Raw genomic sequence first — 23,402 nt, 5'->3', positions numbered from 1 at the left:
CGAGTCCTGTCGCCCCCCGATGAATGGACTCCGCCTGACCGGCCGGTCTTCCCACGAGTCGGCCGGTCAGGTGGCCTCAAGGTCGAACTGTGGCCCGCCGCGTCCCGTACCGAAAGAAGAGCATGATCGGCTGACCGAACCTTTGATGGGAACAACCGCGTGAGCGAAACCGAAAACGCCTTCCGGCGTTTCTTCGACCGACATCACGCGGATTTGTCCCGGCTTGCCTACCTTCTCACCGGCGAGACCGGCGCGGCCGACGACCTGGCCGCCGACGCGTTCGTCGAGGTGTGGCGGCACTGGTCGCGGGTGTCCGCGGCGGACAGTCCGCTCGCGTACGCCCGGGGCATCGTCGCCAACCTGGCCCGGCACTGGATCAAGAAGCAGAGCCGGGAACGGCTCGGGCTGCGGGGCCTGAGCCTGCTCCGCCGCACCGACGAGTCGGACACCACCGCGGTGCTCGACGTGCGGGCGGCGCTGCGGCGGCTCCCGCTGCGCCGCCGCGAGTGCGTCGTGCTCCGGTACGCGTTCGACGTGCCGGAACGCGAGGTGGCGGAGATCCTCGGCATCTCGGTGGGGGCGGTCAAGAGCCAGACCTCCCGGGGCGCCGCCCAACTCAGCGAATACCTGCAGGACCTACCGGTAGCGACAGGAGGTGGAGCACGTGGCTGATGACCATGACCTCCGCGGCGTGCTGCACGAGGAGGCCGAGCGGCACCTCCCCGATCGGGCGGCCATGCTCGGCCGGATCAACGAGCGCCGCGGGACGGCGCCGAACCGGCTGGTGGCGTTGTTTCGACCGGTCGCGCCGGGGCCGCGCCGGGCTCTGAACGTGCTGCGCCCGGTGGCGGCCGCCGTCGCGGTGGCCGGGATGCTGGTCGCCGGGATAACCGGCATCAACCTGGCCGGCCAGAAGCCCGCCCCCACCCCCCAGGTGGCCGCCTCACCGGAGCCCGCGCCCACACCGGCCTACTCGGTGCCGTCGACCTCGTCCTCGCCGTCGTCCCGGCCGTCTTCCCCACGCAAACAGAAACGCTTCCTCACCGCGACCGGCAAGCTCAACCCCTACTCGATCGACACCTGGGGGCAGAACGACCTGGTCCTGGCCACCACCGGCACGATCACCGCGCTCGACGTCACCCTCCGGGTGGCGCGGACGCCCGGGCTCGCCGCCACCGGCCGCTGGACCACGGTCCCCGAGTCGATGGTCACCGTGACCGAGAGCAACACGAAGAAGGACTTCGTCTACCGGTTCACGCTCAAGCCCGGGGCGACCCTGGCCCCGGGCAGCTACACGTTCGCCGCGCAGTACAACCACGCGGGCGCGCGCCCGCTGGCCGGCGACTCCTACGACGCGACCGCCGCCGCGGGCAAGAAGGCGCACGTGACCGGCGGCTACACGAAGAGCTGAGCGGGTCAGACGCCGGCCACGGTGCCGGCCAGGTTGCCGGTGGCGAACTCGGTGGCGATCGGCAGGTACTCGTCGACCTGCCGGGACTCGCCGTAGAAGCTGATCACGAGGCCGCCGGTCCGGACGTAGCCCATGTCGATCACCAGCGGCTCGCCCGGGCCGGGCAGGGTGATCGACATCCGCAGTCGCAGCTCCTCGTCCCCGCCGGTGCCGTCCTCGGCGGTCAGCCGGTACGGGAACTTGTCCAGCGCCTTCCCGGTCGGGCAGGCCTGCGGCACGGTGCGCAGGAAGTCGAGGAACGCCGAGGCGCGGGCGATCGTGTCCACCCCGGCCGCGGTGCTGACCTGGTTGAGCGACGTGTTCTCGTCCACGTTGTCGTAGAAGCCGTAGGCACCGGTCGGCGGCTTGAGGCTCTCGTGCCGACTCTTCAGGGTGCTCGACTGGCTGCAGTTCTGCACGTATCTGTCGATCGCCGGGAAGCCCTTGCTGAGCTTGGCCGGCCCCTTCCAATCCGAGCCGAGCAGCGCGGACGGCGGGATCGCCTTGGTCCGCAGCGCCCCCTCGGAGACCTTCGGCGCGAAGTCGGCCGGCGCGGCGCTCGTGGTGGGCACCGCCGACGCGGTGGTGGGCACCGCCGACGCGGTGGTGGGCACGACCACCTGGTCGATCGGGATGTCCTCCTTGGGCGGGTCGTCGCTGCATCCGGCGATCAGGGCGACGAGAGCGAGCAGCACCACGGGCTTACGCATGGAAACCTCCCCAGGGTCACGTGCACGGCGAACGGAACGGCAGGCCGGGCGCCACCCGCTCCCACTGCGACTCGGTCATCGGCGGCCCGGCGCCGACGCACAGCGCGCGGGCGTTGGCCGCCGGATCGAGCGGAAAGACGGCGGTGGCGCCGGACCCGGTGGTCAGCGACAGCGCACCGCCGACGAAGTTGAGCGACGCGTTCACGTCGACGGCCGCGCCGACCGGCATCAGCAGCTGAGACGTCACGGAGTCGTCGCCGATCCCGAAGACGCTGATCGTGCGGTCCCGGCCGAGGAAGGCGACCCGATCGCCGGCCGGATCGAGCGCCACCGCGGTCAGGTCACCGGTGTCGGTGCGGTCGGCGACGTGGTGCAGCGCCGTCCCGTCCGCGGTCACCCGCCACACCGTCGCCGTGCCGTCCCGATAGACCAGGGCGATCGTGCGGCCGTCCCGGTCGGCCGCGGCGTCGCCGGCCGTCTTGTCTCTGCCCGGCAGGTCGGCGCGTTTCACCGCCCGAGTCGGGTCGGTGACGTCCCAGACCTCGTTCAGCCCGCCGCGCCCGACGACCACCAGGAGTCGTTTGTCACCGGCCGCGAGCGGGAGCAGGTCGGCCGGCCAGCCCGCGGTCACCGGCACGGTGGCCAGGGCGCCATCCGGTCGGTTCAGCGCGAAGATCGACACCTGGCCGGTCAGGTCGCCGACAGCCACCGTGCCGGCGTCGAGGAAGGTGATCGCGCTCGCATCGATCCCGCACGGCAGGCTTTCGTAGCCGGGCAGCGGGCAGCTGCCGGTGCCGTCGACCAGGTGCCAGCGGGCCGTCTCGCGTAACCCGCCGGCCCCGTCGACGGCGAACGCCCAGACTTCCTGGTCGGCATACGCGGCGAGGGCGCGACCGTCCGGCGCGACCGCCATGCCGTCGATCACCTTGACCGTAGTGGTGACCGTGGCCAGCTCGCGCGGGGCGAGCGGGTCGGTGGTGTCCCACAGCCGGATCGTCCCCTTCTCGAAGGTGGCGGCGCGGGTGCCGTCCGGACCGACCACCGCCCGGCCGGGGACAACGGCTCGCGCACCGGGTTGCCGGGTGTCCCGCACGTTGTAGATCCGCAGCGTGTCGGGCGCGTCGCCACCCGGGGTGAGAAGGCCGAATCGGTTGCCGTCGCTACTGAAACCGAGGTCGAGAGGCGGTGTCGCCTGCCCGGCCGGAAGCCATTTGGAATTGGCTGGGGTAAACCTCAGCTGGGCAGTGAGCACCGGCGCGGAGCCCGCGGCGTCCCACAGGTAAACGGCACCGTCTTCGGCGATACCCGCGACCCGGCCGCCCGGCCCGGTGGCGAGATTACGCACGGCGACGCCCGGATCGGCCACCGGCATCGTGACCGGCGCACTCGGCGTCCCGTCGCTCGCCACCTTCCAGAGCTGGACCGTGCCCTCGCCCGAGGTGACCAGCCGCCCGTCGGGGAGATAGGCGAACGTGTAGACCTTGCCGGTCGCGGCGCGCAACGGCAGGACCCGGCCCGGGTCGCGCGCATCGAACAGCAGTAGCGGGGTGGGGTTCGGGGAGGCGATGACGGCGACGTGATCCGGGACCTTCTCGGCGTTGTACAGCTGCGCCGGCGCGACCGCGATGACGTGCCCGCCCGGCTGGTACTCGGCCCGGTAGCGGGCCAGGCGCAGCGGGAGCGGCAGCCCGCCCTGCGGCACCGGCAGGCTCGGGTCGCTGATGTCCCAGTTCTGCAGTTCGCCGCCCCGGCTGGTGATGGTGATCCGCTTGCCGTCCGGCGCGAACGCGACCCCGAGCACCACCTCCCCGCCGCCGGTGACCATCCGGCCGGCCGCGACCGGGTTGCCGGAATCGCGGACGTCCCAGAGCAGCACGTCCGCGCCGTCGGCGACGGCCAGCAGGTGGCCGGGCGCCGGGCCGAAGACCACGGCGTTCACCGATTTCCCGTCGAGCGGCCGCTCGGCGAGCAGGGCCAGCGTCGCCGGGTCGTAGAGGCGCAGCGTGCGGCCCGCGGTGGCCAGGACCTGCCCGTCGGCCCGGAAGGCGAAGCGGTCGGCGGCCACCCGCAGCTCCTGCGGGATCGCCGCCCCGGCCGCGAGGGCACCGGTGACCTGCGGCGTCGACTTGAGCCGGTACGCCGCGGCGAGCAGCTGCCGGGCCAGGCCGGGCTGGCTGTCCTGCACCGACCGGGACTCGTTGACCAGCTGGTTGGCGACCGCGGTGTTGCGCTGGTCCTCGGCGATCGCGCGCTGCCGGGTGGCGATCACCGCGGCCGCGGTGGTGGCCAGCACCGCGGCGCTGAGCACGGCGACCGCGCCGCGCAGCGTCCACCGGGCCCGGCGCCGCTGCCGCAGGTGGTCGCCGGTGATGGTGTCCTTGTCGAGGCCGCGGATCGGCGCCGCGAGGTCGGCGACCGCGTCCCCGAGGTCCTCCTGCAGCGAGCGCAGGTCGATCCAGCGCGGTTCGTGCGCGAACTTCCCCTCGACCGGCCCGCGCGGCAGCGCGTCGGTCACCGACCAGTCGAAGTCACCGTCGCCCCAGACCACCTGCCCGGCGGTGACCGCGATGAGCATCCGGTCCGGGCTGCGGTTGGCCAGCCACCACTCGATCTCCTTGCGCACCCAGGGCGAGGCGGCCGACTCGGGCGAGGCGATCAGCACGAACCAGCGGGCCGAGGCGAGCGCCGCCTCGATGGTCGGCCACAGCCCGGGGGCGGCGGACAGGTTGGTGGTGTCCCGGAAGATCCGCAGCGGGCGGTGCGGCGGGCCCGGTGAGTCGGTGAACGGGGCGAGGCGATGCCTATACCACGGGACGGCGAACCGCCTCAGGTCCCGTTGCAGGGCCTCGGCGACGGATAGCTCGCGGGCGTGGCTGTAGGAGATGAACGCGTGGTACGCCCACGACTGCATTTGATCACCGAACCGGACATTCGTCCCGGGGACAAGGGCCCTGTCCAATAGGTGCCAAAAATTTGGAGTGGCTCCAGGAAAGCCGGGTACCCGACCGGTGACAACGACGTCCCCGACCGTAAGGAGCCGATGTGACAACGCGGCCCACCACCACCGACGCCGGCGTGCCGGTCGCCAGCGATGAACACTCGCTGACGGTCGGGCCGGACGGCCCGCTCCTGCTTCAGGATCACTATCTGATCGAGCAGATGGCCAACTTCAACCGCGAACGCATCCCGGAGCGGCAGCCGCACGCCAAGGGCGGCGGCGCGTTCGGCCATTTCCGGGTGACCCAGGACGTGAGTGCCTTCACCCGGGCCGCCGTGTTCCAGCCCGGCGGGGAGACCGAGTCGCTGGTCCGCTTCTCCACCGTCGCCGGCGAGCGGGGCAGCCCGGACACCTGGCGGGACCCGCGCGGTTTCGCGGTGAAGCTCTACACCGCCGAGGGCAACCTCGACATCGTCGGCAACAACACGCCGGTCTTCTTCATCCGCGACCCGATGAAGTTCCAGCACTTCATCCGCTCGCAGAAGCGCCGGTCCGACAACAACCTGCGCGACCACGACATGCAGTGGGACTTCTGGACCCTGTCGCCCGAGTCGGCGCACCAGGTGACCTGGCTGATGGGTGACCGGGGCATCCCGCGGACCTGGCGGCACATGAACGGCTACGGCAGCCACACCTACATGTGGATCAACGCGGCCGGCGAGCGGTTCTGGGTGAAATACCACTTCAAGACCGATCAGGGCGTCGAGTTCTTCACCCAGGACGAGGGCGACCAGATGGCCTCGGCCGACACCGACTACCACCAGCGGGACCTGTTCGACCACATCGCCGACGGCGAGTTCCCGACCTGGACCCTGCACGTGCAGATCATGCCGTTCGAGGAGGCGAAGACCTATCGCTTCAACCCGTTCGACCTGACCAAGGTGTGGCCGCACGCCGACTACCCGCTGCGCGAGGTCGGCAAGCTCGTCCTCGACCGGAACGTCACCGACTACCACACCGAGATGGAGCAGGCCGCGTTCGAGCCGAACAACACGGTGGCCGGCACCGGCCTCTCGCCGGACAAGATGCTGCTGGCCCGCGGGTTCAGCTACTCGGACGCGCACCGGGCCCGGCTCGGCGTCAACTACCGGCAGATTCCGGTCAACACGCCCAAGGTCGAGGTGAACTCCTACTCCAAGGACGGGGCGATGCGGGTCAAGAACGTCACCGACCCGGTGTACGCGCCCAACTCCTACGGCGGCCCGAAGGCCGACCCGGCGCTGACCGACGACGGCGGCACCTGGCACTCGGACGGCGAGATGGTCCGGTCGGCCTACACGCTGCACGCCGAGGACGACGACTGGGGCCAGGCCGGCACGCTCTACCGCGAGGTGCTCGACGACGCGGCCCGCGATCGCCTGGTCACCAACATCGTCGGCCACCTGCTCAACGGCGTCAGCGAACCGATCCTGGAGCGCGCCTTCGACTACTGGGGCAACGTCGACAAGTCGCTCGGCGAGAAGATCGCCGAGGGCGTGCGGGCGAAGCAGAACGAGAAGGACCCGAAGGCCGCTGAGCAGGGCAACAAGGCCCGGTCCAGCATGCAGGCGAAAGCCTAGGCGACCGGCAGGACCAGAGTGGACGGACCGAGGAGGACCCGGTGCCGGGCGGGCACGAGCTTGGTGCCGGTGCCCGGGTTCTCGTCGGTGCCCAGGTTGCGGGTGAACTGCGGATAGCAGCCGCCGGCGATGAGCAACCGGATCCGGGAGCCGGCGGCGAAGCGGTGGGCGACCGGCGACAGCTTCACTTCGATGGGTACGTCCTGGTCACGCGCCGGGTCGAGGCGGCGGTAGCCCTCGCACACGTTGCGCGAGTGGCCGGTCGCGTCGACCTCGCTGATCCGCACGAACACGTCGACGTGCGGGTTGTCGCTGCGGTGCGCCAGCTCGGCCACCGGCACCCCGTGCACCTCGATCGCCTCGGCCAGCGGAGCACCGGTGAACGCGAGCACGTCCGGCCGGGCAGCCAGATGGTTGTCGTCGACATAACCGCCGCCCTCGAGCAGCGGTCCGCCGAAGGCCGGCGTCGGATCGGCCGGATCGAACGTGAAGCTGGCCTCGGCGTCGGGCTCGGCCGGAGCCTCGCCGAGCGCCGCGTCCGCATGCGGACGAAGAACGAGCGGGGTGGTGGGTGGCGGCCAGTCGGCCAGGTCACGCCACTCGTGAGCACCGGTTACCTGCAGGTGTACGGGGGTCCGACGCGCCAACGGCCGGCCCGCCAGCTTCGCCCCGAGCCAGTCGAGCGCCTCCGGAATCAGGATCGGCCCGCCGTTCTGGATCACCCCGCGGTGGGTCCACGGCCCGACGGTGAGCGCGACGTCCCGGCCGAGGGCGCGCAGCCGCTGGTACTGCTCGTAGGTCTGGTTGAGGAACAGGTCCTGCCAGCCGGAGTGCAGCAGGATCGGGATCTCCGCCTTCTCCAGCGCGGCCCCGAAGCGCATCGGCTCCCAATAGGGGTCGGTGTCGATGTCCGGCCGGGTGACCCGGTCGCGGAACCAGCGCGCCCCGCCCGCGTAGTGCCGCTCCCCCGCGTCGGCGATCGGCAGGTCGGTGAAGACCGGCTGCAGCGCCCGGGCCCGGGCCGGGGCGGTGATCGCCTGGCTGAGCTGCCCCCACAGCAGGCTCGGCTGCTTGTCGTCGCGCGGCAGCCGGTTCATCATGTCGCTCCACCCGACCAGGTCGAGGTTCATGGCGCCGGTGCCCCACGCGTGCCGGGCGAAGTCGTGCGGCCCGACCGTGATGACCGCGGCGGCCATCTCGGCGGGCGGGTCGACGAGCAGCCCCCACTGGGTGAAACCCAGGTAGGACGGCCCGACCGTGGCGAACTTCCCGGTGAACCACGGCTGCCCGACCATCCACGCGGCGACGTCGCGCCCGTCGGCCAGCTCGGTGCGCATCGGGTCGAAGTCGCCGCCGGAGGCCGCGGTCCCGCGGCTGGCCACGAACAGCACGTGGTAGCCGCGGGCCGCGTAGGGCCGGGCGTAGAGCAGGTCGAACGGCGCGCCCAACCCGTAGGGCCCGCGGACCAGGATCGTCCCGGCCGGCGAACCCTCGGGCGTGTAGTGGTGGGCGGCGAGGGTGACGCCGTCGCTCATCGGGATCCGCAACTCCCGGTCGACGCGGTAACCGCCGACGGCTCCGGGCAGCTTGAACATGCGGGAGACCACGCGGTCGAGGAGCGTCACCCTGTGATCATCAGCCCTGACCACCACCGCGCGCCAGATGGAACGGCAGTCGATCGAACAGGAACCGGCTGTAGGTGATCCGGCCGTCCACCACCGTCACGCACTCGGCCCCGGGCGCGCTCGCCACCAGCGCGCTCGACGTGTCGTACATGAGCAGGGCCTTTTCCTCGTCGCCGAAGGCGGCAAGCAGCTCGGTGCCGACGAGCGAGAGGGCGAACGGTTCGAGGAAGGCGCGGTAGGCGGCTTTGCCCTCGATCCGGCCGGCCGGGGCGTCGCACACGATGTCATCGGCGATACAGGCCATCGCCGCGTCCAGGTCCTTGGCGGTCCAGGCGCGGTGACAGGCGAGAGCGGTCTCCAGAGGTGTCATATCGATGCAGACACCGGCACCGGCGCAAACGGAACGGCGTGCCAGGATCGGCCGGTGGACGATCACGCGTTCGCCGACCTCGTCGCGCCGCACCGGCGCGAGCTGCTGCTGCACTGCTACCGGATGCTGGGCTCGCGCACCGACGCCGAGGACGCGCTGCAGGAGACGCTGCTGGCCGCGTGGCGCGGGCTGGACGGTTTCGAGGGCCGGTCGTCGCTGCGCACCTGGCTCTACACGATCGCGACGCGGCGCTGCCTGAACGCCCGGCGGAGCGCCCCGAAGGCGCCGGTGCCGCCGTTCGAACCGCCGGCGCCGTCGCGTCGGGGCGAGGTGACCTGGCTCCAGCCCTACCCCGACGACCTCCTCGACGGCGTGCCGGACGCGGCGCCCGGTCCCGAGGCCCGCTACGAGATGCGCGAGGCGATCTCGCTGGCGTTCGTGGCCGGCCTGCAGCGGATGCCGCCCCGCCAGGCGGCCACGCTGATCCTGCGCGACGTGCTCGGCTACACCACCGACGAGACGGCCGAGTTGCTCGACGTGACCCCGACGGTGGTGAAGGGCCTTCTCCAGCGAGCCCGCTCGGCAAAATCCGACGCCGCCACCCCGGTCGGGGACGACGGCCTGACCGACCGTTTCGCCCGGGCTTTCGCGGGCCGCGACCTGCCCGCGCTCCTGGCCCTGCTGACCGACGACGCCTGGCTCGCGATGCCGCCGGCGCCGCACGAATATCACGGTCACGACGCCATCGCCGGGTTCCTCACCGCCAGCCCGACCTGGCAATACGCTCTCCGCCTGGAGCCGGCGCGAGCGAACCGGCAGCCCGCGTTCGCCTGTTTCCTCGACGACGCCCCGGCCGGCCTGCTGGTGCTCACCCCGCGCGGCGATCGGGTCGCGGCGCTGACCCGCTTCCTTTACGAGGGCGTCGCGTAGCGCAGCTTGTGCACCTTCAGGATCGGGGTGGTCTCGGTGCTGCGGACGCCCTCGATCCGGGCCACCTTCTCGTTGAGGAAGGCCCACAGGGCGGCGTTGTCGGTGGTCAGCACCTCGGCGCAGACGTCCAGGCGGCCCAGGACGGTCGAGACGTAGGTAATCTCCGGCATCTCGCCGGGGCCGACGTGCCCTCCTCGTGCGAGACGGGCTTCCGCGGCACCTGCGAGACGAAAGTGCTGTCCGGGACGTCCGCCTTCCACGAACGCGGCGCCGAGATGATCGCCATGCAGACCCTCGCCGAGCCGATCGACACCCAGGGCGAGCAGGTCACGGTGGGCGGCAGCATCGGCATCACCACCGGCGCCGGCAACCTGGGCGAGTTGCTGCGGCAGGCCGACATCGCGATGTACGCCGCCAAGGCCGTCGGCAAAGGCACGATCGAGCGCTACCGGGAGCCGGCGGCCGTCTAGCTCTAGCGGGTGCCGGCGCGACCTTCCGCCGCCGCCAGCGGTTGGTTGCTGCTTCGCCGGCCGCCCCGGCCGTTCGCTGCCGGCAGGTTTAGCGGTCCGTGGAGCGGGGACTCTCGCCTGCGGACGGCGCTCCGCCGGCTCCCGCCCGCGAAATACCATTTCCCGAAATGTCGATCACGGCATTTCGGTTGTTTCATTTCTCTCGTTTCGCGAGCCCAGATATTCCCCACCGATTCATTTGTCACACGTGCAGCAATTCCGCTGACCCACTGAGTTGATCAGAGGCTGCATGCTGCACTTGGCCTTGTTCACGAACTAGCTTGCGATCGGCATCCGCGCAGATGAGGCACCGTGTGTCCATTGTCGTGAATCGACCTCTCGTGTCCGCGTGATGCCAACCGAGAGAAAAGGCCTGGAGAATGAAGAAGGCAACGCGGAATCTGTTCGTCGCGGGCGGGATTCTGGCCGGAATGGCGCTGGGCGCCGCACCGGCCCTGGCCGACGAGCCGACCCCTCCCCCCGATCAGGCGGTGACCACCGTCTCGGCATGGGCGTGGGGCCCGACCAGCGGCATGCCGCTGAACCCCAACCACGTCCTGGTCATCGCCCTCGGCGACGACGATTGGCTGCTCCGCGTGGTCGACCACGTAGTGAAGAGCGGCGCCCACCCCGGCCCGGCCCACCCCGGTCACCACAGCCCCGGCCAGCCCGGCCCTGGTCAGCCCGGCCCTGGTCAGCCCGGCCCTGGTCAGCCCGGCCCTGGTCAGCCCGGCCCTGGCGTGCCCGAACCTGGCGTGCCCAGCCCCGCCGATGGGACCGGCAGCACGCCGACTCCCACGACCGAGCCCACCACCCCGGCCGCTGAGCCGACGCCGGCCACCGAACCAACCACGGAGCCGACCGCGACCACCGAACCCGTCACCGAGCCGGTCACGGTCACCGAGCCGGCCGCGGAGCCGGTCGAGCCCGCCGCCGAGCCGGTCACGGTCACGGAACCCGCCACCGAGCCGACCGTGACCATCGAACCCGTTACGGAACCGGTCACGACGACCGAACCCGCGGCCGAAACGCCGAGCGTCGAGCCCACCGCCACTGAGCCCGCCTTGACCGAGCCGGTCGCCGCTGAGCCCGTGGCCACTGAGCCCGTCGCTACCGAGCCCGCCGTAACTGAGCCGGTCGCCGCTGAGCCCGCCGTAACCGAGCCCGTCGCCGCTGAGCCGGTCGCCGCTGAGCCCGCCGTAACCGAGCCGGTCGCCGCCGAACCCGTCGCAACTGAGCCGGTCGCCGCTGAGCCGGTCACCGCCGAACCCGCCGTAACCGAGCCCGTCGCAACCGAACCCGTCGCAACCGAACCCGTCGTGGCTGAGCCCGTCGCAACCGAACCCGTCGTGGCTGAGCCCGTCGCCACTGAGCCCGTCGTGGCCGAGCCCGACGTGACCGCGCCGGCCGCCGGTGCGGAGACCACCGGCACCGGCGTCTCTGAGAGCTGATAAACGCCGAAGCGCTCCGGGCGACGCGGAAACCAACCACCGCGCGCCCGGACTCCGGCGGGCCGCACTCCGGTCAGCTGTACCCCAGCCGGCCGGGGCGGCTCAGCCCCGCAGCAGCGTCTCGGCCAGCTTGCGGCCCTCGTCGGTCCACGGCGCGGGCCGCATCGTCGCGGGGTCGAGCCGCACGTTCACCCGGCGACCCTCGGCGTGCACGGTCGCCCCGTCGAGGGACGTGAACCGGAACCCGTAGGCGGCGCTGCTGCTGCCCAGCCTGTCGAGCCAGAAGTGGACCGCGATGTCGCCGGTGCCGCGGACCGGCGCGTGGAAGGTGATCGCGTACTCGCGGACGACGTTGAAGGCGTCCGGGGTCGTCGGCCGGCCGCCGGCGAACGAGACGCCCCGTTCGGCCCACCAATTGATCATCGCGCGTTCGATCAGGACGGCGTAGCGGGCGTTGTGCAGCACGCCGAGGGCGTCCAGGTCGTCGAAGTGCACCGGCACGCGGGCCGCGTACCCGTATTCCACTGTTGCTGCGGTCATGTCAGCTCCGTCAGGATCGTCGGGTCGGTGGCGAGCACCCGCAGGTGCTCGTGCAGGGCGTGCCGCGCGTGCCGGAAGGTGACGGGCCCGAGGACCGGCGCCTGCATGACGGCGCACACCCCCAGCGACTCCGTCTCGTAGGCGAGCCCGGCCGCATCGGTGCCCGGCCGCAGGTCGCCGACGTCGATCGCGTCGGTGGCGAGCCGGGTCAGGAAGGTCATCCAGTCGGTCAGCTCGGCGGCCAAGCGGTCGCGGATGACGCCGGGCCGGGCGTTGTACTCGAAGTTGGCGTTGGCGAAGAAGCAGCCGCCGGGCAGCCGCACCGATTCGTAGAAGGACAGCCGCCGGTCGTGCACGGCCCACAGCCGCCGCACCCCGCGGGGCGCCGCCATCCCGGGCCGGATCACCTCGTCGGTCCACTGCTGCCGGGCGTGGTCGATGACCGCGAGTTGCAGCGCTTCCTTGGACCGCCAGTGCGCGAACAGCCCGGACTTGCTGATGCCGAGCGTGTCGGCGAGCTGCCCGAGGGAGAGCCCGTCGAGCCCGGCGGTGGTGGCCAGCGGCAGGGCGCGATCGAGCACGGCGGTGCGGGTGCGCTCGCCACGCAGGAGTCGGCCGTCCTCGGTCATGCCCCCGACGCTACAAAACGACCGACCGTTCGTAAATAAATGGTGGGATCGATCACGCGGCGGGAGCGGACCGCCACCGGCGCCGGACCACGCGCTCGATCGGCCCGGTCAGGAACATCAGGAAGAACGCCCAGTAGTTGACCCGGTCGGCGAAGATGCAGCCGACCGCGGTGGCGAGCGCCTGCGTCGCGAAGATCGTCACGTTGCCGAGGAGCGCGTCGCGCGGCACCGGCGTACGCCCCTCGCTGAGCTCCGGATTGCGGTAGGCAATCAGAGCGAGCGCGGTGAGCGACCCGCTGGCCAGCACCAGGGTGGCGCCGTAGAAGAAGACCGTGCCCGCCGACGACGAGAAGGCCGAGATCACCGCGGTCGGGATCGGCAGCAGCACGATGGCGAAGGTCCAGACCGCGCTCCACACCACCAGCCAGCCGCTGAGCCGGGAGATGTGCCGGAAGAGCCGGTGATGCGCCCACCAGAAGCGGAAGATCACCGCGAAGCTCAGGAGCAGGGCACCGAACTGGGCGCGGTGCTCGTGCACGAGCTCGTCGAACGACGGCGCCTCGGCCACCGTCTCCAGCAGCGGCAGGATCAGCAGGGTGATCGCGATCGCCGCGACCGCGTCGGTGAACATGACCAGCCGCTCGGAGCTGTCCCGCTTCTCGATCATCGCGCCAGTATGCGGCAGCCCGATGATCAGCAAAAACACCGGAAGGGCGGGCGGCTGGCGCGAGTTGCCGCTCCCGCACCAGCCGCGAGACCGCTCCGGCCGCCACCGGCGCGGTCCGTTCCGCTCACCCGGCGGGCCCACCGCCTTGGTCCACGGGGGTAGCCCAAGGCAACACGACCCGCCCCAGGTGTCCGTCCACCATAGAAGTGCCATGGGCTCCGCAGTAGCAGGGAAAACCCCCAGTCGCCGCCTTGGCACACGATGCCCGCTGGGCCACCATGAGTCCCATGACTTCCGCGCTTCCGGCGCAGGGGAAAGCGCCGGTCCGCGCGGTAACGGTCGTGTCCCTGATCGCCGCGACCACGGCCGTACTCTCCTGGATCCCCACCTGGGAGGCCGAGTTCGCACTCGGCACCATCTACGTCTTCGTGGTCACGTCGTTCGCGGCCAGCGGCGTGTTCCTGCTGGCCGACCGCAGCACCGGCCGCACCGGCTGGGCGATGATCGTCGCCGCGTTCTGCTACGAGGCGTCCTGGTGGTGGACGTGGCCGCCGGAGTGGGAGATCGGCCCGGCCCCGCTGATCTCGTTCCTGTTCGGCTACTGGTGGTTCGCGATCGGCGGCCTGGCGCTGCTGCGCTACCCGGAGCCGGTGCTCAGCCGCCGCTACGAACGCGCCTATTTCGTCTATTTCGCGATCTGGATCGTCGGGGTGAAGCTGTTCATCGCGGCCGTCTCGAAGCCGGAGTGGGCCGGCTGGAACGAGCACGCCTGGTGGCTGACGATCGCCCCGAACCGCGCCCTGTTCGACGCCACCGCGGCGGTCTTCAAGATCGGCGTCATCGTCCTGGCCCTGCTGCTGATCCTGTTGCTCCTGCTGAAGATCCGCCGGAGCCGGGGCCTGGAGCGGGCCGACAGCCTGCCGGCGTCGGCGGCCGGCATCGCGATCGGCTTCCTCGGCAGCTTCTACATCGCCGCGCAGCTGTTCCACCTGTCCAAGCCGGTCACCGACGCGCTGCGGACGATCACCGCGCTGACCGCCCTGATCGCCCCGATCGCGTTCGTGATCAGCCTGACCCAGCGCCGCCTGGCCCGGTCGAGCGTCGCCGACCTGGTGGTGCGGCTGGCCGACTGCACCTCGCTCAAGGACGTGCAGTCGGCGCTGCGCGAGGTGCTCGGCGACCCGACCATGCTGCTCGCCGTCCCGGCCAGCCCCGCGCACTACGTGACCTGCGAGGGCTACCCGCTGACCGGCGAGGAGTTGGCCCGCTGGCGGGTGCCGGTCCCGGCCGGCAACGGCGGGACGGTGGCGCTGCTGCTCGTCGATCCGGCCCTGCGCCGCCGCGCCGACCTGGTCCGCAGCGCCGCGGTGGCGGCCGGCCTGGTGCTGGAAAATGGGCTGCTCCGCGACGACCTCGCCGCCCAGCTGGCCCAGGTGCAGGCGTCCCGGCGGCGGATCGCCGAGGCCGGGCTGGCCGAGCGCCGCCGGATCGAACGCAACCTGCACGACGGCGCCCAGCAGCTGCTGCTGCGGGTGATGAGCAGCCTGAGCCTGGCCAAGCACCGGGCGCAGCGCGGCCGCGACCCGAGCGACGCCATCGAGACGGCCGGCAACGACCTCGACGAGGCCTTGGCCGAGCTGCGCAAACTGGCCCGCGGCATCCACCCGGCGGTGCTCGGCGAGATGGGCCTGCAACCGGCGCTGGAGGGGGTCGCCGACCGGCTGACCATTCCGGTCACCGTCGACGTCACCGCCGGCCGGCTGCCGGACGCCGTCGAGGAGACCCTCTACTTCGTCATCTGCGAGGCGCTCACCAACGTCATCCGGCACGCCGACGCCGACAGCGCCGAGGTGCGGGTGACGCAGGGTGACGGCACGGTGGTCGCCCTGGTCACCGACGACGGCCACGGCGGGGCCGGCTTCGAGGGCGGGTCCGGCCTGGCCGGCCTGCGCGACCGGGTGGAGACGCTGCGCGGCGACCTGGCCATCGCCACCGGCGGGGACGGCACGACGATCACGGTGCGGATCCCATGCGGGTAGCGCTCACCGACGACACGGTCCTGTTCCGGGAAGGGCTGGCCGCGCTGCTGCGCGAGCTCGGCATCGAGGTCACCCACCAGGCCGGCAACGAACGCGAGCTCCTGGAGGGCATCGCCGACGATCCACCCGACGTGGTGATCATGGATATCCGCCTCTCGGCGCACGGCGCCGAGGGCCTGCATGCGGCGGAGAGCATCCGTCGGCGACATCCGCGGGTCGGTGTCCTGCTGCTTTCGGCGTACGCCGAGACGGCGTACGCGCTGCGTCTGCTCGAAAATGGCGCGGCCGGGGTCGGTTATCTGGTCAAGGACCGGGTGGGCCGGGTCGAGGTGCTGGAGGATGCGCTGCGCCGGGTCGCCGACGGCCAGACCGCGATCGACCCGGAGATCGTGCAGCGCCTGATGGACCGCCCGAGCCGGCAGCGCCCGCTCGACCTGCTCTCCGGCCAGGAGCGCAACGTGCTGCAGCACATGGCCGAGGGCCGCAGCAACAACGGCGTGGCCGAGGCGATGTTCCTGAGCCAGAAGACGGTCGAGAAGCACATCCTGAGCATCTTCAAGAAGCTCGGCCTGGAACAGCAGGGCCAGGACAACCGCCGGGTCCTCGCGGTGCTGCACTGGTTGCAGGGCTGACCGCGTCCTAACCGATCCGCACCAGGTTGCGCCCATCGGCCTTCGCGCGGTAGAGGGCCTCGTCCGCACGGGCCAGCAGAGTGACGACGGAATCACCGGACCGCATTTCGGCGATCCCGACGCTGACCGTGACCGCCAGTTCCCCGGCTTGGGTGAATATGGGCTCGCTCTCCACTGCCATCCGGAGGCGCTCGTTGATCGGAGCCGCGGATGCGAGGTCCGTGTCCGGCATGATCATCGCGAACTCCTCACCTCCGTAGCGGCCGATCAGATCCGTGGCGCGGACGGCGTTGACCAGTCGTCCGGCAACGGCCTGGATCACGCCGTCGCCCGCCTGGTGGCCGTAGATGTCATTGACCCGCTTGAAGTAGTCGATGTCGATCATCGCAGCGCACATGACGTGGCCTTGCGCACCAGCGTTGCGTACCGCGTCGGTCGCCCTTTCGAAAAAGGTTCGCCGATTGGCCAGACCGGTCAGGTCGTCGACCGATGCCAACCGCTGCACCTGCGCGAAGAGGCCGGCATTGTCGTACGCGGCGGCACCTTGAGTGGCCAGTGTGGAGCCGAGTTCGACTTGCGCGTCCTGGTAGGCGCCGATGTGCTGCGACGCGAGTATCAGAATCGCCGGGCCGCCGGACCGGCCGGGAATCGGTATCGCCAGCCAAGACTCGGCCGGCCCGGTGTGCAGCGCCGCGGGAAGCCGCTTGCCGAGGTCACCGACGATCGGCGCGGACGCGTTGCAGAGGCTGAGCATCTCCGCGTCGATGGGTACCGTCCGCCGTCGCTGCTCCTCGCCGGCGTGGATGATCGTCACGGTCGGCGTATCGGTCTGCTGGATTGCCAGCCAGGCGTCGGAGCACGGCAACAGCTGGGTCGCCGATGCCAGCAGGACGGTGAGCACTCGGGCCGGATCATGCTCGGCTGACATCTGGCTCAGCGCTCGTCGCAGTGACTCCGCCACGTCTCGCTGCTGGCGAGTGACCTGCACCGACAATTCGAGCTGGGCGGCGCGCGCCGTCGCGAAGGCAGTGGCCACGTGGTTCGCGATCGTCATCAGGATCCCGACGTCGTCGCTGGTGAAGATGCCTTTGGCGACCTTGCTGTCGAGGTAGACGACGCCCATCAACCGCCCGTCGAGCTGGATCGGGGCGGCCACGATGCTGCGCAGCCCGTGCAGGACGACGCTGCTGGTCGCCGATGCCTCGCCTTGATCGGTCCCGGTCAGGATCGCCGGCTCCCGGCGGGACCGAACGCGTTCGACGAGCGTCGAACTGTAGGCGGTCAGTGTCCGGATATCCTCGCCGCAGTCGTTCCGGCCGAGGTGTGGCGACAGCCTGCCGGACCCCTCGCCGCCGTGGCCGGCCGGTGCGGTGCCGGCTTCGGCATCGTCGCCGGTGGCAAGATCCTGGCCGGCGAGAAACAGGAACGCCCGGTCGGCGCCGAGAATGCTAATGATCTTGTCGAGGGCGACCCGGGCAAGCGCGTCCGGGTCCAGCACTCGCGCGCTCGCCCGGCTGATCTCCTCGAGCGCGCTCAGCCGTTGACGGAACGTCTCCGACCGTGCGCTGGAGGCCGCTACCTGTGCGTGTGCACCCCCGGAATCCTCACCGATCTCGAACTCCTCGAAAATCCAGCGCTCCCGGTGCGGCCATCGCTGCTCGACCGCCACCGCTTGGGCGTACCGCGCCTGCCGGCGAGACTCCTCGACCTCGCCGAGCGCGAGGTGGCAACGAGCCCGGACCACCGCCGCGTCGAACGCGACGATCGGCGCGTCCCGGCGAACCGGACCAGCCTTCGCCAGGATGCGCAAGCCGGCTCGTGAATTCCCGTCGAGCGAGGCCATGTCGGCAGCGACGATCGAGGCTCGCGCCCGGAGCAGCGGTGTGCTGGCGAGTCGCCGCAGTTTTCGCACAGCCGCGTAGGCACGGGCACGGGCGAGCGACACTTCGACGCTGCGACGCCGAACGAATCGCCGGGAGAATCCGGTACCGGGGACAGTTCCCGCGGTCATCTGCCGATACTGGGCCACCCGTCCGATGGCTTCGATCGCGAGCGCCATGCGATGCGGGCGGATCATCAATCGGGGCGCCACCACGAACTCCCGGAAGCGCGACACCAGCCCATCGAAGGTGGCTCCGAAGTCCCGCTGTTCGGCGAGTGCGTACAAATTGGTCAGAACGGCATTGGCCTGCAGGCCCCGGCCGCCGTAACCGGTCAGGAGGGCATGCACCCGACGCAGCTCGGTGGACGCCTCGGCGAACTCCCCGAGGACGGCGCGGGCGAGCGCGGCGCCGGTGACCAGTGCGGTCGTGTCCCGTTCGTACCGCACCTTGGCCTTTCCGCGCTGATACCAGGCCAGGTTCTCGGCGGTACGGCCTGCGCTGGCCAACTCCCAGCAGATCGCGGCTACACCATCGCTGTATCGGCCCGCGTCCAACCAACGGCCGTGCTCGCTGAGTACCGCCTCCCACGCCTCGCCATCGTCGCTGGAGTTGAGGAACTCCGCAGCACCGCGCTGTGATGCCACGTCGGCGATCAGGCGTGGATCGCCCAGGCGCTCCGCGACCTCCAGAGCTATCACGAAGGCCTTCCGGGCGGACCGGCGAAGTCCCAGGGCACCGAGCATCAACCCGAGGCTGCCGACGACCCGCACGTACTGCGGAGAAGGTCCCAACCTGGCCGCCGCGTAGAGCCCGCTCAAGCCATGCAACACCATCTCCTTCGGCTGCAAGCCGATAAGGCAGCCGTAGACGCCCACCTCGTGCAGGTCGCAGACGAGGCTGAAGCGCTCCTGAGTGCGTCCGGATGCGGAGCCGGCACCGATCCTGGTGGTCGCCACCGCGAGCCCGGCCAATGCCGTCCAGGCAGTGCTTGCCACCAGCAGCACCCGGTTACCCGGCCACCAGCTGTCGGCGTCGGCCAGGCCGTCGCGCACCGATAGCAGCGTTCCCGTGGTGTCCCAGTTGGCCCGGAACACATTGGCCAGATGAACTCGCAGCTCGGCCCGGCGCAGCTGGTCACGCTCGAGGTCGAGGGCCTTGGCGAAGTACGCCTTGGCTTCCGTGTGCTGACCGTCGCGAGCCAGCGCTATCCCGTACTGCCGGTGAAGTGCCGCGTCGTCGAACTCCCCGAAGGACTCGGCGTGCGCCATGAAGCCGACCGCACGCGCCGGCGCGTATTCCTCCAGCGCAAGCCGGGCCGCGGCAAAGCACACCTCGACGATCCGTGTCGCCGGTGCGCCCACGCCCAGCATGTAGTGCCGGGCAATCCCGTAGACGGCGCTCGGGTCGTCCGGCTCTCCCCGGCGCTCGGCCTCGTCCATGGCCTCGGCGAGGTCCTGGTTCAGCCGCGCTACCGCGACCTCGTCGAGATCCGCGAGCAGTGCCTCCCGGATCCGGTCATGGAGGAAGGCATACCGGCCCCCGCCCAGCCCTTCGACCAGCCCACGTTCTTCCGCCTCCTGGATCAGTTGGGCCGCCCGAGCAGGGCGGAACCCGCTGACCCCCGCGACGAGCCCCAGCCGGAACCGGCCGCCGGCCACAGCTGCGACGGTCAGCAGACGGCGGTTGTCGGAGCCCATGTCCGCCACCCGCGCCAGCACCAGCCCGATGGCATCGCCCGGCAACTCCAAGGCCGCCAGACCCTCCTCGTCGACCCGCCAGCCGCCCCAGGACGGGGTGACCATCCCGGCGTCCAGCACAGCCCGCAAATACTCGATGACCACGAACGGGTTGCCCTGGCCCCGGGTAGTGAGCAGCCGGGCCAGCGGGGAGTCTTCGATCCCCGGTAGGTGATCCGCGATCAGCGCGGCGATCGCCGCGTCGGCCATCGGCATCAGCACCAGGTCAAGATCGAGATGGCTTCCGATCGCATCGGTGAAACGCTCAGCTGCCGCACGGCTGGCGTCGTCGTCCCGCACCGTCGTCACCAGCATCAGCGGTATGTCCGCCATTTCCTCAGCCAGTTGCGTGAGGAGGCGCATGCTTCCGGTGTCCAGCCATTGGACGTCGTCGACCACCAGCAGGAGTCCGGCGTACTGGCGCGCCAGACCGCGCAGCAGGTCGATCACCGCCGTTTCGAACTGCCCCGAACGGTCCTCGTCGGCCAGGTCCCCAGCGGCGAGCAGGGTCCGCAACGACGGCGACAGCGCACCCAGCAAAGGTGCCGCGACGCCGGCGGCGCGGCGCAATCGTTGATACGCCTCGGTGCTTGCCTGCTCGGGCAGCGTTGCCACAGCGCGCAGATGGTTGTCGATCGCCGCGCGTACCGCCGCCAGCGGCACGGCGTCGTCCGGTGCGCACTTGCCGGCAAGAACCAGGGCACCTTGGCCCCCGGCAAGCCCGGTCAATTCACGGAGGAGGCGGCTCTTGCCGATCCCGCTCGGCCCGCGGACAAGGCACACGCCACCATGTCCCCGTGCCGCCCGGGCCCACCGGTCGACCAGAGTGGTGAGCTCGGTATTGCGGCCGGTCATGCGGGTCCGGGCGGACTGCGCTCCCGACCGCGTCGGCGCGAGGGCGGCACCCGGGTCAGCGGCCAGGAGGCGAATATCCGCGAGGAGGTCGTCGCAGCTCTGATATCGGTCGTCCGGGTCTTTGGCGAGCAGGGCCTGGATCACCGCAGCAATCCCGGAGCCGATGCCGACGGCCACCTCGTCGGCTCTCGGCGCCGGGGTCGTCAGATGCATGCGCAGCAGTTCACCCAGCACATCCGAGACGAACGGCAGCCTGCCGGTCACGCATTGAAACAGCACCACCCCCAGCGAATAGAGGTCGGACCTCTGGTCAACGGGACGCGCCAGGATCCGTGACTGCTCCGGGGCGGCGTAGGCCAGCGTGCCCACCACGCTTTCGTCGAGATCCGCCCGGCCGTCCTGCTCCCGTGCCCGGTTCAGGGTCGCGAATCCGAAATCGATCAGCCGCGCGGCGCCCGTGCGGAGCACCATGATGTTCTCCGGCTTGATGTCGCGATGGACCAATCCGGCCCGGTGGACAGCCCTCAGCGCCTCGGTGACATCCAGCGCGATCGAGATGGTCTGCGAAGCGGACAACGGGCCGCGGGAAAGCTGCTCGGCCAGCTGCCGGCCATCAACAAGATCCATCACGATGTACGGACGACCGGCATCCTCGCCGGCTTGGTGGATTCGGGGAACGCCCGGATGGTTCAGGCCGGCCAGCATCGCAGCCTCGCGGCGAAACAGCCGTAGCGTGCCCGCCAGGTCGGGGTCAGACGCTGTGCGAATCTTGAGCGCGTACTCCGTTTCCTCCCGCCGCACGCGGTAGACAACGGTGTTCTCGCCCCTGCCGAGCTCATCGACCACTTCGAGCCCACCGAGCGTGGTCGCCGGCCCAGGGAACCGCCCAGCCGGAGGATCGGAATGCACGACCGATTCCCGGTCAGCCGAAACCGAATGGTCGAAGCTCGTCATCGTAACGTGGACACGCTCATCCCTCGGCAAGACCTACGGCCAGACTGCGGGCCCGCTCCGATGGCGGCACACCGCATTCCATCATGATTGCACCGGACCAGACCCGTAGATCGGCGAACAGCCGAGACGTCCACGGGCCCAGCAGGCTCGAAGCCACGGGTGAGATATCGGGAAATTCATCGGCGCCGATCGGCGGCCGGCGGAAAATGCGTCGCATCGTGGTCACTGCGGCACATACAGTCTCGCGGTGACCACCACCGTCGCGGAGCGCGTGCTGCCCGCCCGCCTCGGCAGCCCCTTCCGGTGGCTGCTCGCGTCGTCGTGGGTCACCAATCTCGGCGACGGCATCGCGGTCGCGGCCGGTCCGCTGCTGGTGGCGGCGCTCACCGACGACCCGTTCCTGATCTCGATGGCCTCGCTGCTGCGCTGGCTGCCGCCGCTGCTGTTCGGCCTGCACGCCGGGGTGCTCTCCGACCGGCACGACCGCCGCCGGATCGTGCTGATCGGCGACGGCAGCCGGGTGATCGTGCTCGCCGTGATGATCGCGTTGCTGGCCACCGATCGGCTCACCGCGGCCGGCGCGCTGATCGCCCTCGGCCTGCTGGCCACCGCCGAGGTCTACGCCGACAACACCGGTTCGACGCTGACCCCGATGCTCGTGCACCGCGACGACCTGGCCCTGGCCAACGCCCGCATGCAGTTCGGCTTCCTCACCCTCAACCAGCTGGCCGGCCCACCGATCGGGGCGGCCCTGTTCGCGATCGGCTACGTGTGGCCGTTCGCCGGCCAGGCCGTCCTGGTGCTGGCCGGCGTGCTGCTGGTGGCGCGGGTCCGGCTGCCCGCGGGCGTCGCGCGTTCCGGCTCGGCGGGCAGCGCCCTGCGGGACATCCGCGAGGGCCTCGCGTGGACGGTGCGCCATCCCGCCGTACGCACCCTGGTCCTGACGATCTTGATCTTCAATGTGACCTTCGGGGCCGCCTGGTCGGTGCTGGTGCTCTACGCCGCCGACCGGCTGGGGCTGGGACCGACCGGGTTCGGCCTGCTCACCACCGTGTCGGCGGTCGGCGGCCTGCTGGGGACGGGCCTGTACGGCTGGATCACCGCCCGGGTGAGCCTGGGCAACGTGATGCGGATCGGCCTGATCATCGAGACCCTGACCCACCTGATCCTGGCCGCGACGACGTCACCGTGGGTGGCGATGCCGGTGTTCTTCGTCTTCGGCGCACACGCCTTCGTCTGGGGCACGACGTCGGTCACCGTGCGCCAGCGGGCCGTCCCGGCCGAGCTGCAGGGCCGGGTGAGCAGCGTCAACACGATCGGCGTCTTCGGCGGCCTGGTCATCGGCTCAGCGTTCGGCGGTCTCCTCGCGACGCACTGGGGAGTGGCCGCCCCGTTCTGGTTCGCCGGCATCGGCTCAGCCATCTTCCTGGTCATGCTGTGGCCGCAGCTCACCCGCATCGCCCACTCGGGCTGACCGAGCGGGGCCTGTTTCAGGCCACCGGCTCGATCAGCCCCTTTCCGCCGGCGCGGAGAACGGGAACCAGGAGACGGAGCGCCGCCGCCTGGGACTCCACCGACGCCTGCATTTCGGACGGTGTCCGGGCGGCGATCCGGATCCGGTCCGGGTCACCGACCCGCGCCAGGTCCAGGACGGCCCGCATCGGCGCCCGGTAGACCTGCACGACGTCGTCGTAGCGAAGGTTCGTCTCGACCGCGTCGCCACGTCTCTCGTGCACGACCCAGACCGCCCACGGGCCGTCGGAGTAACCGACGAACCCGTCGTGGCTGGTGTCGGCCCCGGTGAAGCCGAGGTCATCGACCAGGAACTGGAAGCGCGCGACGACACATTCGGAGAAGTCACCCAT

Annotated in this window: 19 protein-coding genes; 9 read left to right on the top strand and 10 right to left on the bottom strand. The window is 70.8% G+C overall.

The annotated features are described in order from the left end of the window. The first annotated feature begins 159 nt into the window (after positions 1-159). Both Adu01nite_RS39220 and Adu01nite_RS39215 read left to right on the top strand, forming a co-directional pair. Positions 160-672 (top strand): SigE family RNA polymerase sigma factor, encoded by a 513-nt coding sequence (locus tag Adu01nite_RS39220; RefSeq protein ID WP_203734401.1) that lies wholly within the window; start codon positions 160-162, stop codon positions 670-672. After that, the gene (locus Adu01nite_RS39215; RefSeq protein ID WP_203734400.1) at positions 665-1,411 is read left to right on the top strand and encodes a hypothetical protein; all 747 of its coding nucleotides are present in this window, start codon (positions 665-667) and stop codon (positions 1,409-1,411) included. Before Adu01nite_RS39220 ends, Adu01nite_RS39215 begins: the two co-directional genes overlap by 8 nt. Positions 1,412-1,416: 5 nt before the next feature. Here Adu01nite_RS39215 and Adu01nite_RS39210 read toward each other — a convergent pair whose 3' ends face one another. Together Adu01nite_RS39210 and Adu01nite_RS39205 are read right to left on the bottom strand one after the other, a co-directional pair. Then, the gene (locus Adu01nite_RS39210) at positions 1,417-2,160 is read right to left on the bottom strand and encodes a hypothetical protein (protein ID WP_203734399.1); all 744 of its coding nucleotides are present in this window, start codon (positions 2,158-2,160) and stop codon (positions 1,417-1,419) included. A gap of 16 nt (positions 2,161-2,176) precedes the next feature. Next, positions 2,177-5,071: a toll/interleukin-1 receptor domain-containing protein gene (locus Adu01nite_RS39205; protein WP_203734398.1), complete on the bottom strand. Its 2,895-nt coding sequence runs from the start codon at positions 5,069-5,071 to the stop codon at positions 2,177-2,179. A 131-nt stretch (positions 5,072-5,202) separates the two neighbouring features. Between Adu01nite_RS39205 and Adu01nite_RS39200 the strand changes: the two genes are divergently transcribed. After that, the gene (locus Adu01nite_RS39200) at positions 5,203-6,717 is read left to right on the top strand and encodes a catalase (RefSeq protein ID WP_203734397.1); all 1,515 of its coding nucleotides are present in this window, start codon (positions 5,203-5,205) and stop codon (positions 6,715-6,717) included. Here the strand turns inward: Adu01nite_RS39200 and Adu01nite_RS39195 are convergent. Further along, positions 6,714-8,342 carry a CocE/NonD family hydrolase gene (locus Adu01nite_RS39195; RefSeq protein WP_203734396.1) on the bottom strand — a complete coding sequence of 543 codons (1,629 nt, stop codon included), beginning with the start codon at positions 8,340-8,342 and terminating at the stop codon, positions 6,714-6,716. The two genes, Adu01nite_RS39200 and Adu01nite_RS39195, sit on opposite strands and share 4 nt — an antisense overlap. Before the next feature lie 10 nt (positions 8,343-8,352). Continuing rightward, positions 8,353-8,826 (bottom strand): nuclear transport factor 2 family protein, encoded by a 474-nt coding sequence (locus Adu01nite_RS39190; protein ID WP_239133043.1) that lies wholly within the window; start codon positions 8,824-8,826, stop codon positions 8,353-8,355. On the opposite strand from Adu01nite_RS39190, the gene Adu01nite_RS39185 reads away from it, so the two are divergent. Next, positions 8,767-9,642 carry an RNA polymerase subunit sigma-70 gene (locus Adu01nite_RS39185; RefSeq protein WP_203734395.1) on the top strand — a complete coding sequence of 292 codons (876 nt, stop codon included), beginning with the start codon at positions 8,767-8,769 and terminating at the stop codon, positions 9,640-9,642. The two genes, Adu01nite_RS39190 and Adu01nite_RS39185, sit on opposite strands and share 60 nt — an antisense overlap. Here Adu01nite_RS39185 and Adu01nite_RS39180 read toward each other — a convergent pair. Continuing rightward, entirely contained in the window at positions 9,624-9,812 is a 189-nt protein-coding gene (locus Adu01nite_RS39180; protein ID WP_203734394.1) for an Lrp/AsnC ligand binding domain-containing protein, read from the bottom strand. The genes Adu01nite_RS39185 and Adu01nite_RS39180 overlap by 19 nt on opposite strands. A gap of 15 nt (positions 9,813-9,827) precedes the next feature. On the opposite strand from Adu01nite_RS39180, the gene Adu01nite_RS39175 reads away from it, so the two are divergent. Both Adu01nite_RS39175 and Adu01nite_RS39170 read left to right on the top strand, forming a co-directional pair. Then, positions 9,828-10,112 (top strand): diguanylate cyclase domain-containing protein, encoded by a 285-nt coding sequence (locus Adu01nite_RS39175; protein ID WP_239133042.1) that lies wholly within the window; start codon positions 9,828-9,830, stop codon positions 10,110-10,112. 419 nt (positions 10,113-10,531) lie between these two features. Then, the gene (locus Adu01nite_RS39170; protein ID WP_203734393.1) at positions 10,532-11,602 is read left to right on the top strand and encodes a hypothetical protein; all 1,071 of its coding nucleotides are present in this window, start codon (positions 10,532-10,534) and stop codon (positions 11,600-11,602) included. 102 nt (positions 11,603-11,704) lie between these two features. On the opposite strand, the gene Adu01nite_RS39165 is transcribed toward Adu01nite_RS39170, so the two are convergent. From Adu01nite_RS39165 to Adu01nite_RS39155, 3 genes are read right to left on the bottom strand one after another with little or no spacing between them, the layout of a single operon-like run. Further along, positions 11,705-12,142: an acyl-CoA thioesterase gene (locus Adu01nite_RS39165; protein ID WP_203734392.1), complete on the bottom strand. Its 438-nt coding sequence runs from the start codon at positions 12,140-12,142 to the stop codon at positions 11,705-11,707. Continuing rightward, positions 12,139-12,771, bottom strand: a complete 633-nt coding sequence (locus tag Adu01nite_RS39160; RefSeq protein ID WP_203734391.1) for a TetR/AcrR family transcriptional regulator — start codon at positions 12,769-12,771, stop codon at positions 12,139-12,141. The genes Adu01nite_RS39165 and Adu01nite_RS39160 overlap by 4 nt, the downstream gene beginning before the upstream one ends. 52 nt (positions 12,772-12,823) lie before the next feature. Continuing rightward, positions 12,824-13,438: a TMEM175 family protein gene (locus tag Adu01nite_RS39155; protein WP_203734390.1), complete on the bottom strand. Its 615-nt coding sequence runs from the start codon at positions 13,436-13,438 to the stop codon at positions 12,824-12,826. A 287-nt stretch (positions 13,439-13,725) separates the two neighbouring features. Here Adu01nite_RS39155 and Adu01nite_RS39150 point away from each other — a divergent pair, with 287 nt between their 5' ends. Together Adu01nite_RS39150 and Adu01nite_RS39145 are read left to right on the top strand one after the other, a co-directional pair. Continuing rightward, complete coding sequence (locus Adu01nite_RS39150) at positions 13,726-15,477, top strand: sensor histidine kinase (RefSeq protein ID WP_203734389.1); 1,752 nt, start codon at positions 13,726-13,728, stop codon at positions 15,475-15,477. After that, positions 15,468-16,109 carry a response regulator transcription factor gene (locus Adu01nite_RS39145; protein ID WP_203734388.1) on the top strand — a complete coding sequence of 214 codons (642 nt, stop codon included), beginning with the start codon at positions 15,468-15,470 and terminating at the stop codon, positions 16,107-16,109. The genes Adu01nite_RS39150 and Adu01nite_RS39145 overlap by 10 nt, the downstream gene beginning before the upstream one ends. 7 nt (positions 16,110-16,116) lie before the next feature. Here the strand turns inward: Adu01nite_RS39145 and Adu01nite_RS39140 are convergent, their stop codons facing one another. Beyond that, a complete protein-coding gene (locus tag Adu01nite_RS39140; RefSeq protein WP_203734387.1) occupies positions 16,117-21,537 on the bottom strand; it encodes a diguanylate cyclase in 5,421 nt (1,806 codons plus the stop codon). Positions 21,538-21,784: 247 nt separating this feature from the next. On the opposite strand from Adu01nite_RS39140, the gene Adu01nite_RS39135 reads away from it, so the two are divergent. Continuing rightward, positions 21,785-23,011 carry an MFS transporter gene (locus Adu01nite_RS39135; protein WP_203734386.1) on the top strand — a complete coding sequence of 409 codons (1,227 nt, stop codon included), beginning with the start codon at positions 21,785-21,787 and terminating at the stop codon, positions 23,009-23,011. A 16-nt stretch (positions 23,012-23,027) separates the two neighbouring features. Here the strand turns inward: Adu01nite_RS39135 and Adu01nite_RS39130 are convergent, their stop codons facing one another. Further along, positions 23,028-23,402 carry a hypothetical protein gene (locus Adu01nite_RS39130; protein ID WP_203734385.1) on the bottom strand — a complete coding sequence of 125 codons (375 nt, stop codon included), beginning with the start codon at positions 23,400-23,402 and terminating at the stop codon, positions 23,028-23,030.

Source organism: Paractinoplanes durhamensis (assembly GCF_016862175.1).
Classification (GTDB): domain Bacteria; phylum Actinomycetota; class Actinomycetes; order Mycobacteriales; family Micromonosporaceae; genus Actinoplanes; species Actinoplanes durhamensis.
Note: the sequence above shows the minus strand (reverse complement) of the source record. Positions and strands in the feature narration are given on the sequence as shown.

Excerpts from the sequence above, each read along its gene's own strand:
- Adu01nite_RS39140 (WP_203734387.1), bottom strand. The coding sequence starts at position 21,537 with ATGACGAGCTTCGACCATTCGGTTTCGGCTGACCGGGAATCGGTCGTG.
- Adu01nite_RS39210 (WP_203734399.1), bottom strand. The coding sequence starts at position 2,160 with ATGCGTAAGCCCGTGGTGCTGCTCGCTCTCGTCGCCCTGATCGCCGGA.
- Adu01nite_RS39205 (WP_203734398.1), bottom strand. The coding sequence starts at position 5,071 with ATGCAGTCGTGGGCGTACCACGCGTTCATCTCCTACAGCCACGCCCGC.
- Adu01nite_RS39145 (WP_203734388.1), top strand. The coding sequence starts at position 15,468 with ATGCGGGTAGCGCTCACCGACGACACGGTCCTGTTCCGGGAAGGGCTG.
- Adu01nite_RS39180 (WP_203734394.1), bottom strand. The coding sequence starts at position 9,812 with ATGCCGGAGATTACCTACGTCTCGACCGTCCTGGGCCGCCTGGACGTC.
- Adu01nite_RS39130 (WP_203734385.1), bottom strand. The coding sequence starts at position 23,402 with ATGGGTGACTTCTCCGAATGTGTCGTCGCGCGCTTCCAGTTCCTGGTC.
- Adu01nite_RS39160 (WP_203734391.1), bottom strand. The coding sequence starts at position 12,771 with ATGACCGAGGACGGCCGACTCCTGCGTGGCGAGCGCACCCGCACCGCC.
- Adu01nite_RS39170 (WP_203734393.1), top strand. The coding sequence starts at position 10,532 with ATGAAGAAGGCAACGCGGAATCTGTTCGTCGCGGGCGGGATTCTGGCC.
- Adu01nite_RS39155 (WP_203734390.1), bottom strand. The coding sequence starts at position 13,438 with ATGATCGAGAAGCGGGACAGCTCCGAGCGGCTGGTCATGTTCACCGAC.
- Adu01nite_RS39150 (WP_203734389.1), top strand. The coding sequence starts at position 13,726 with ATGACTTCCGCGCTTCCGGCGCAGGGGAAAGCGCCGGTCCGCGCGGTA.
- Adu01nite_RS39165 (WP_203734392.1), bottom strand. The coding sequence starts at position 12,142 with ATGACCGCAGCAACAGTGGAATACGGGTACGCGGCCCGCGTGCCGGTG.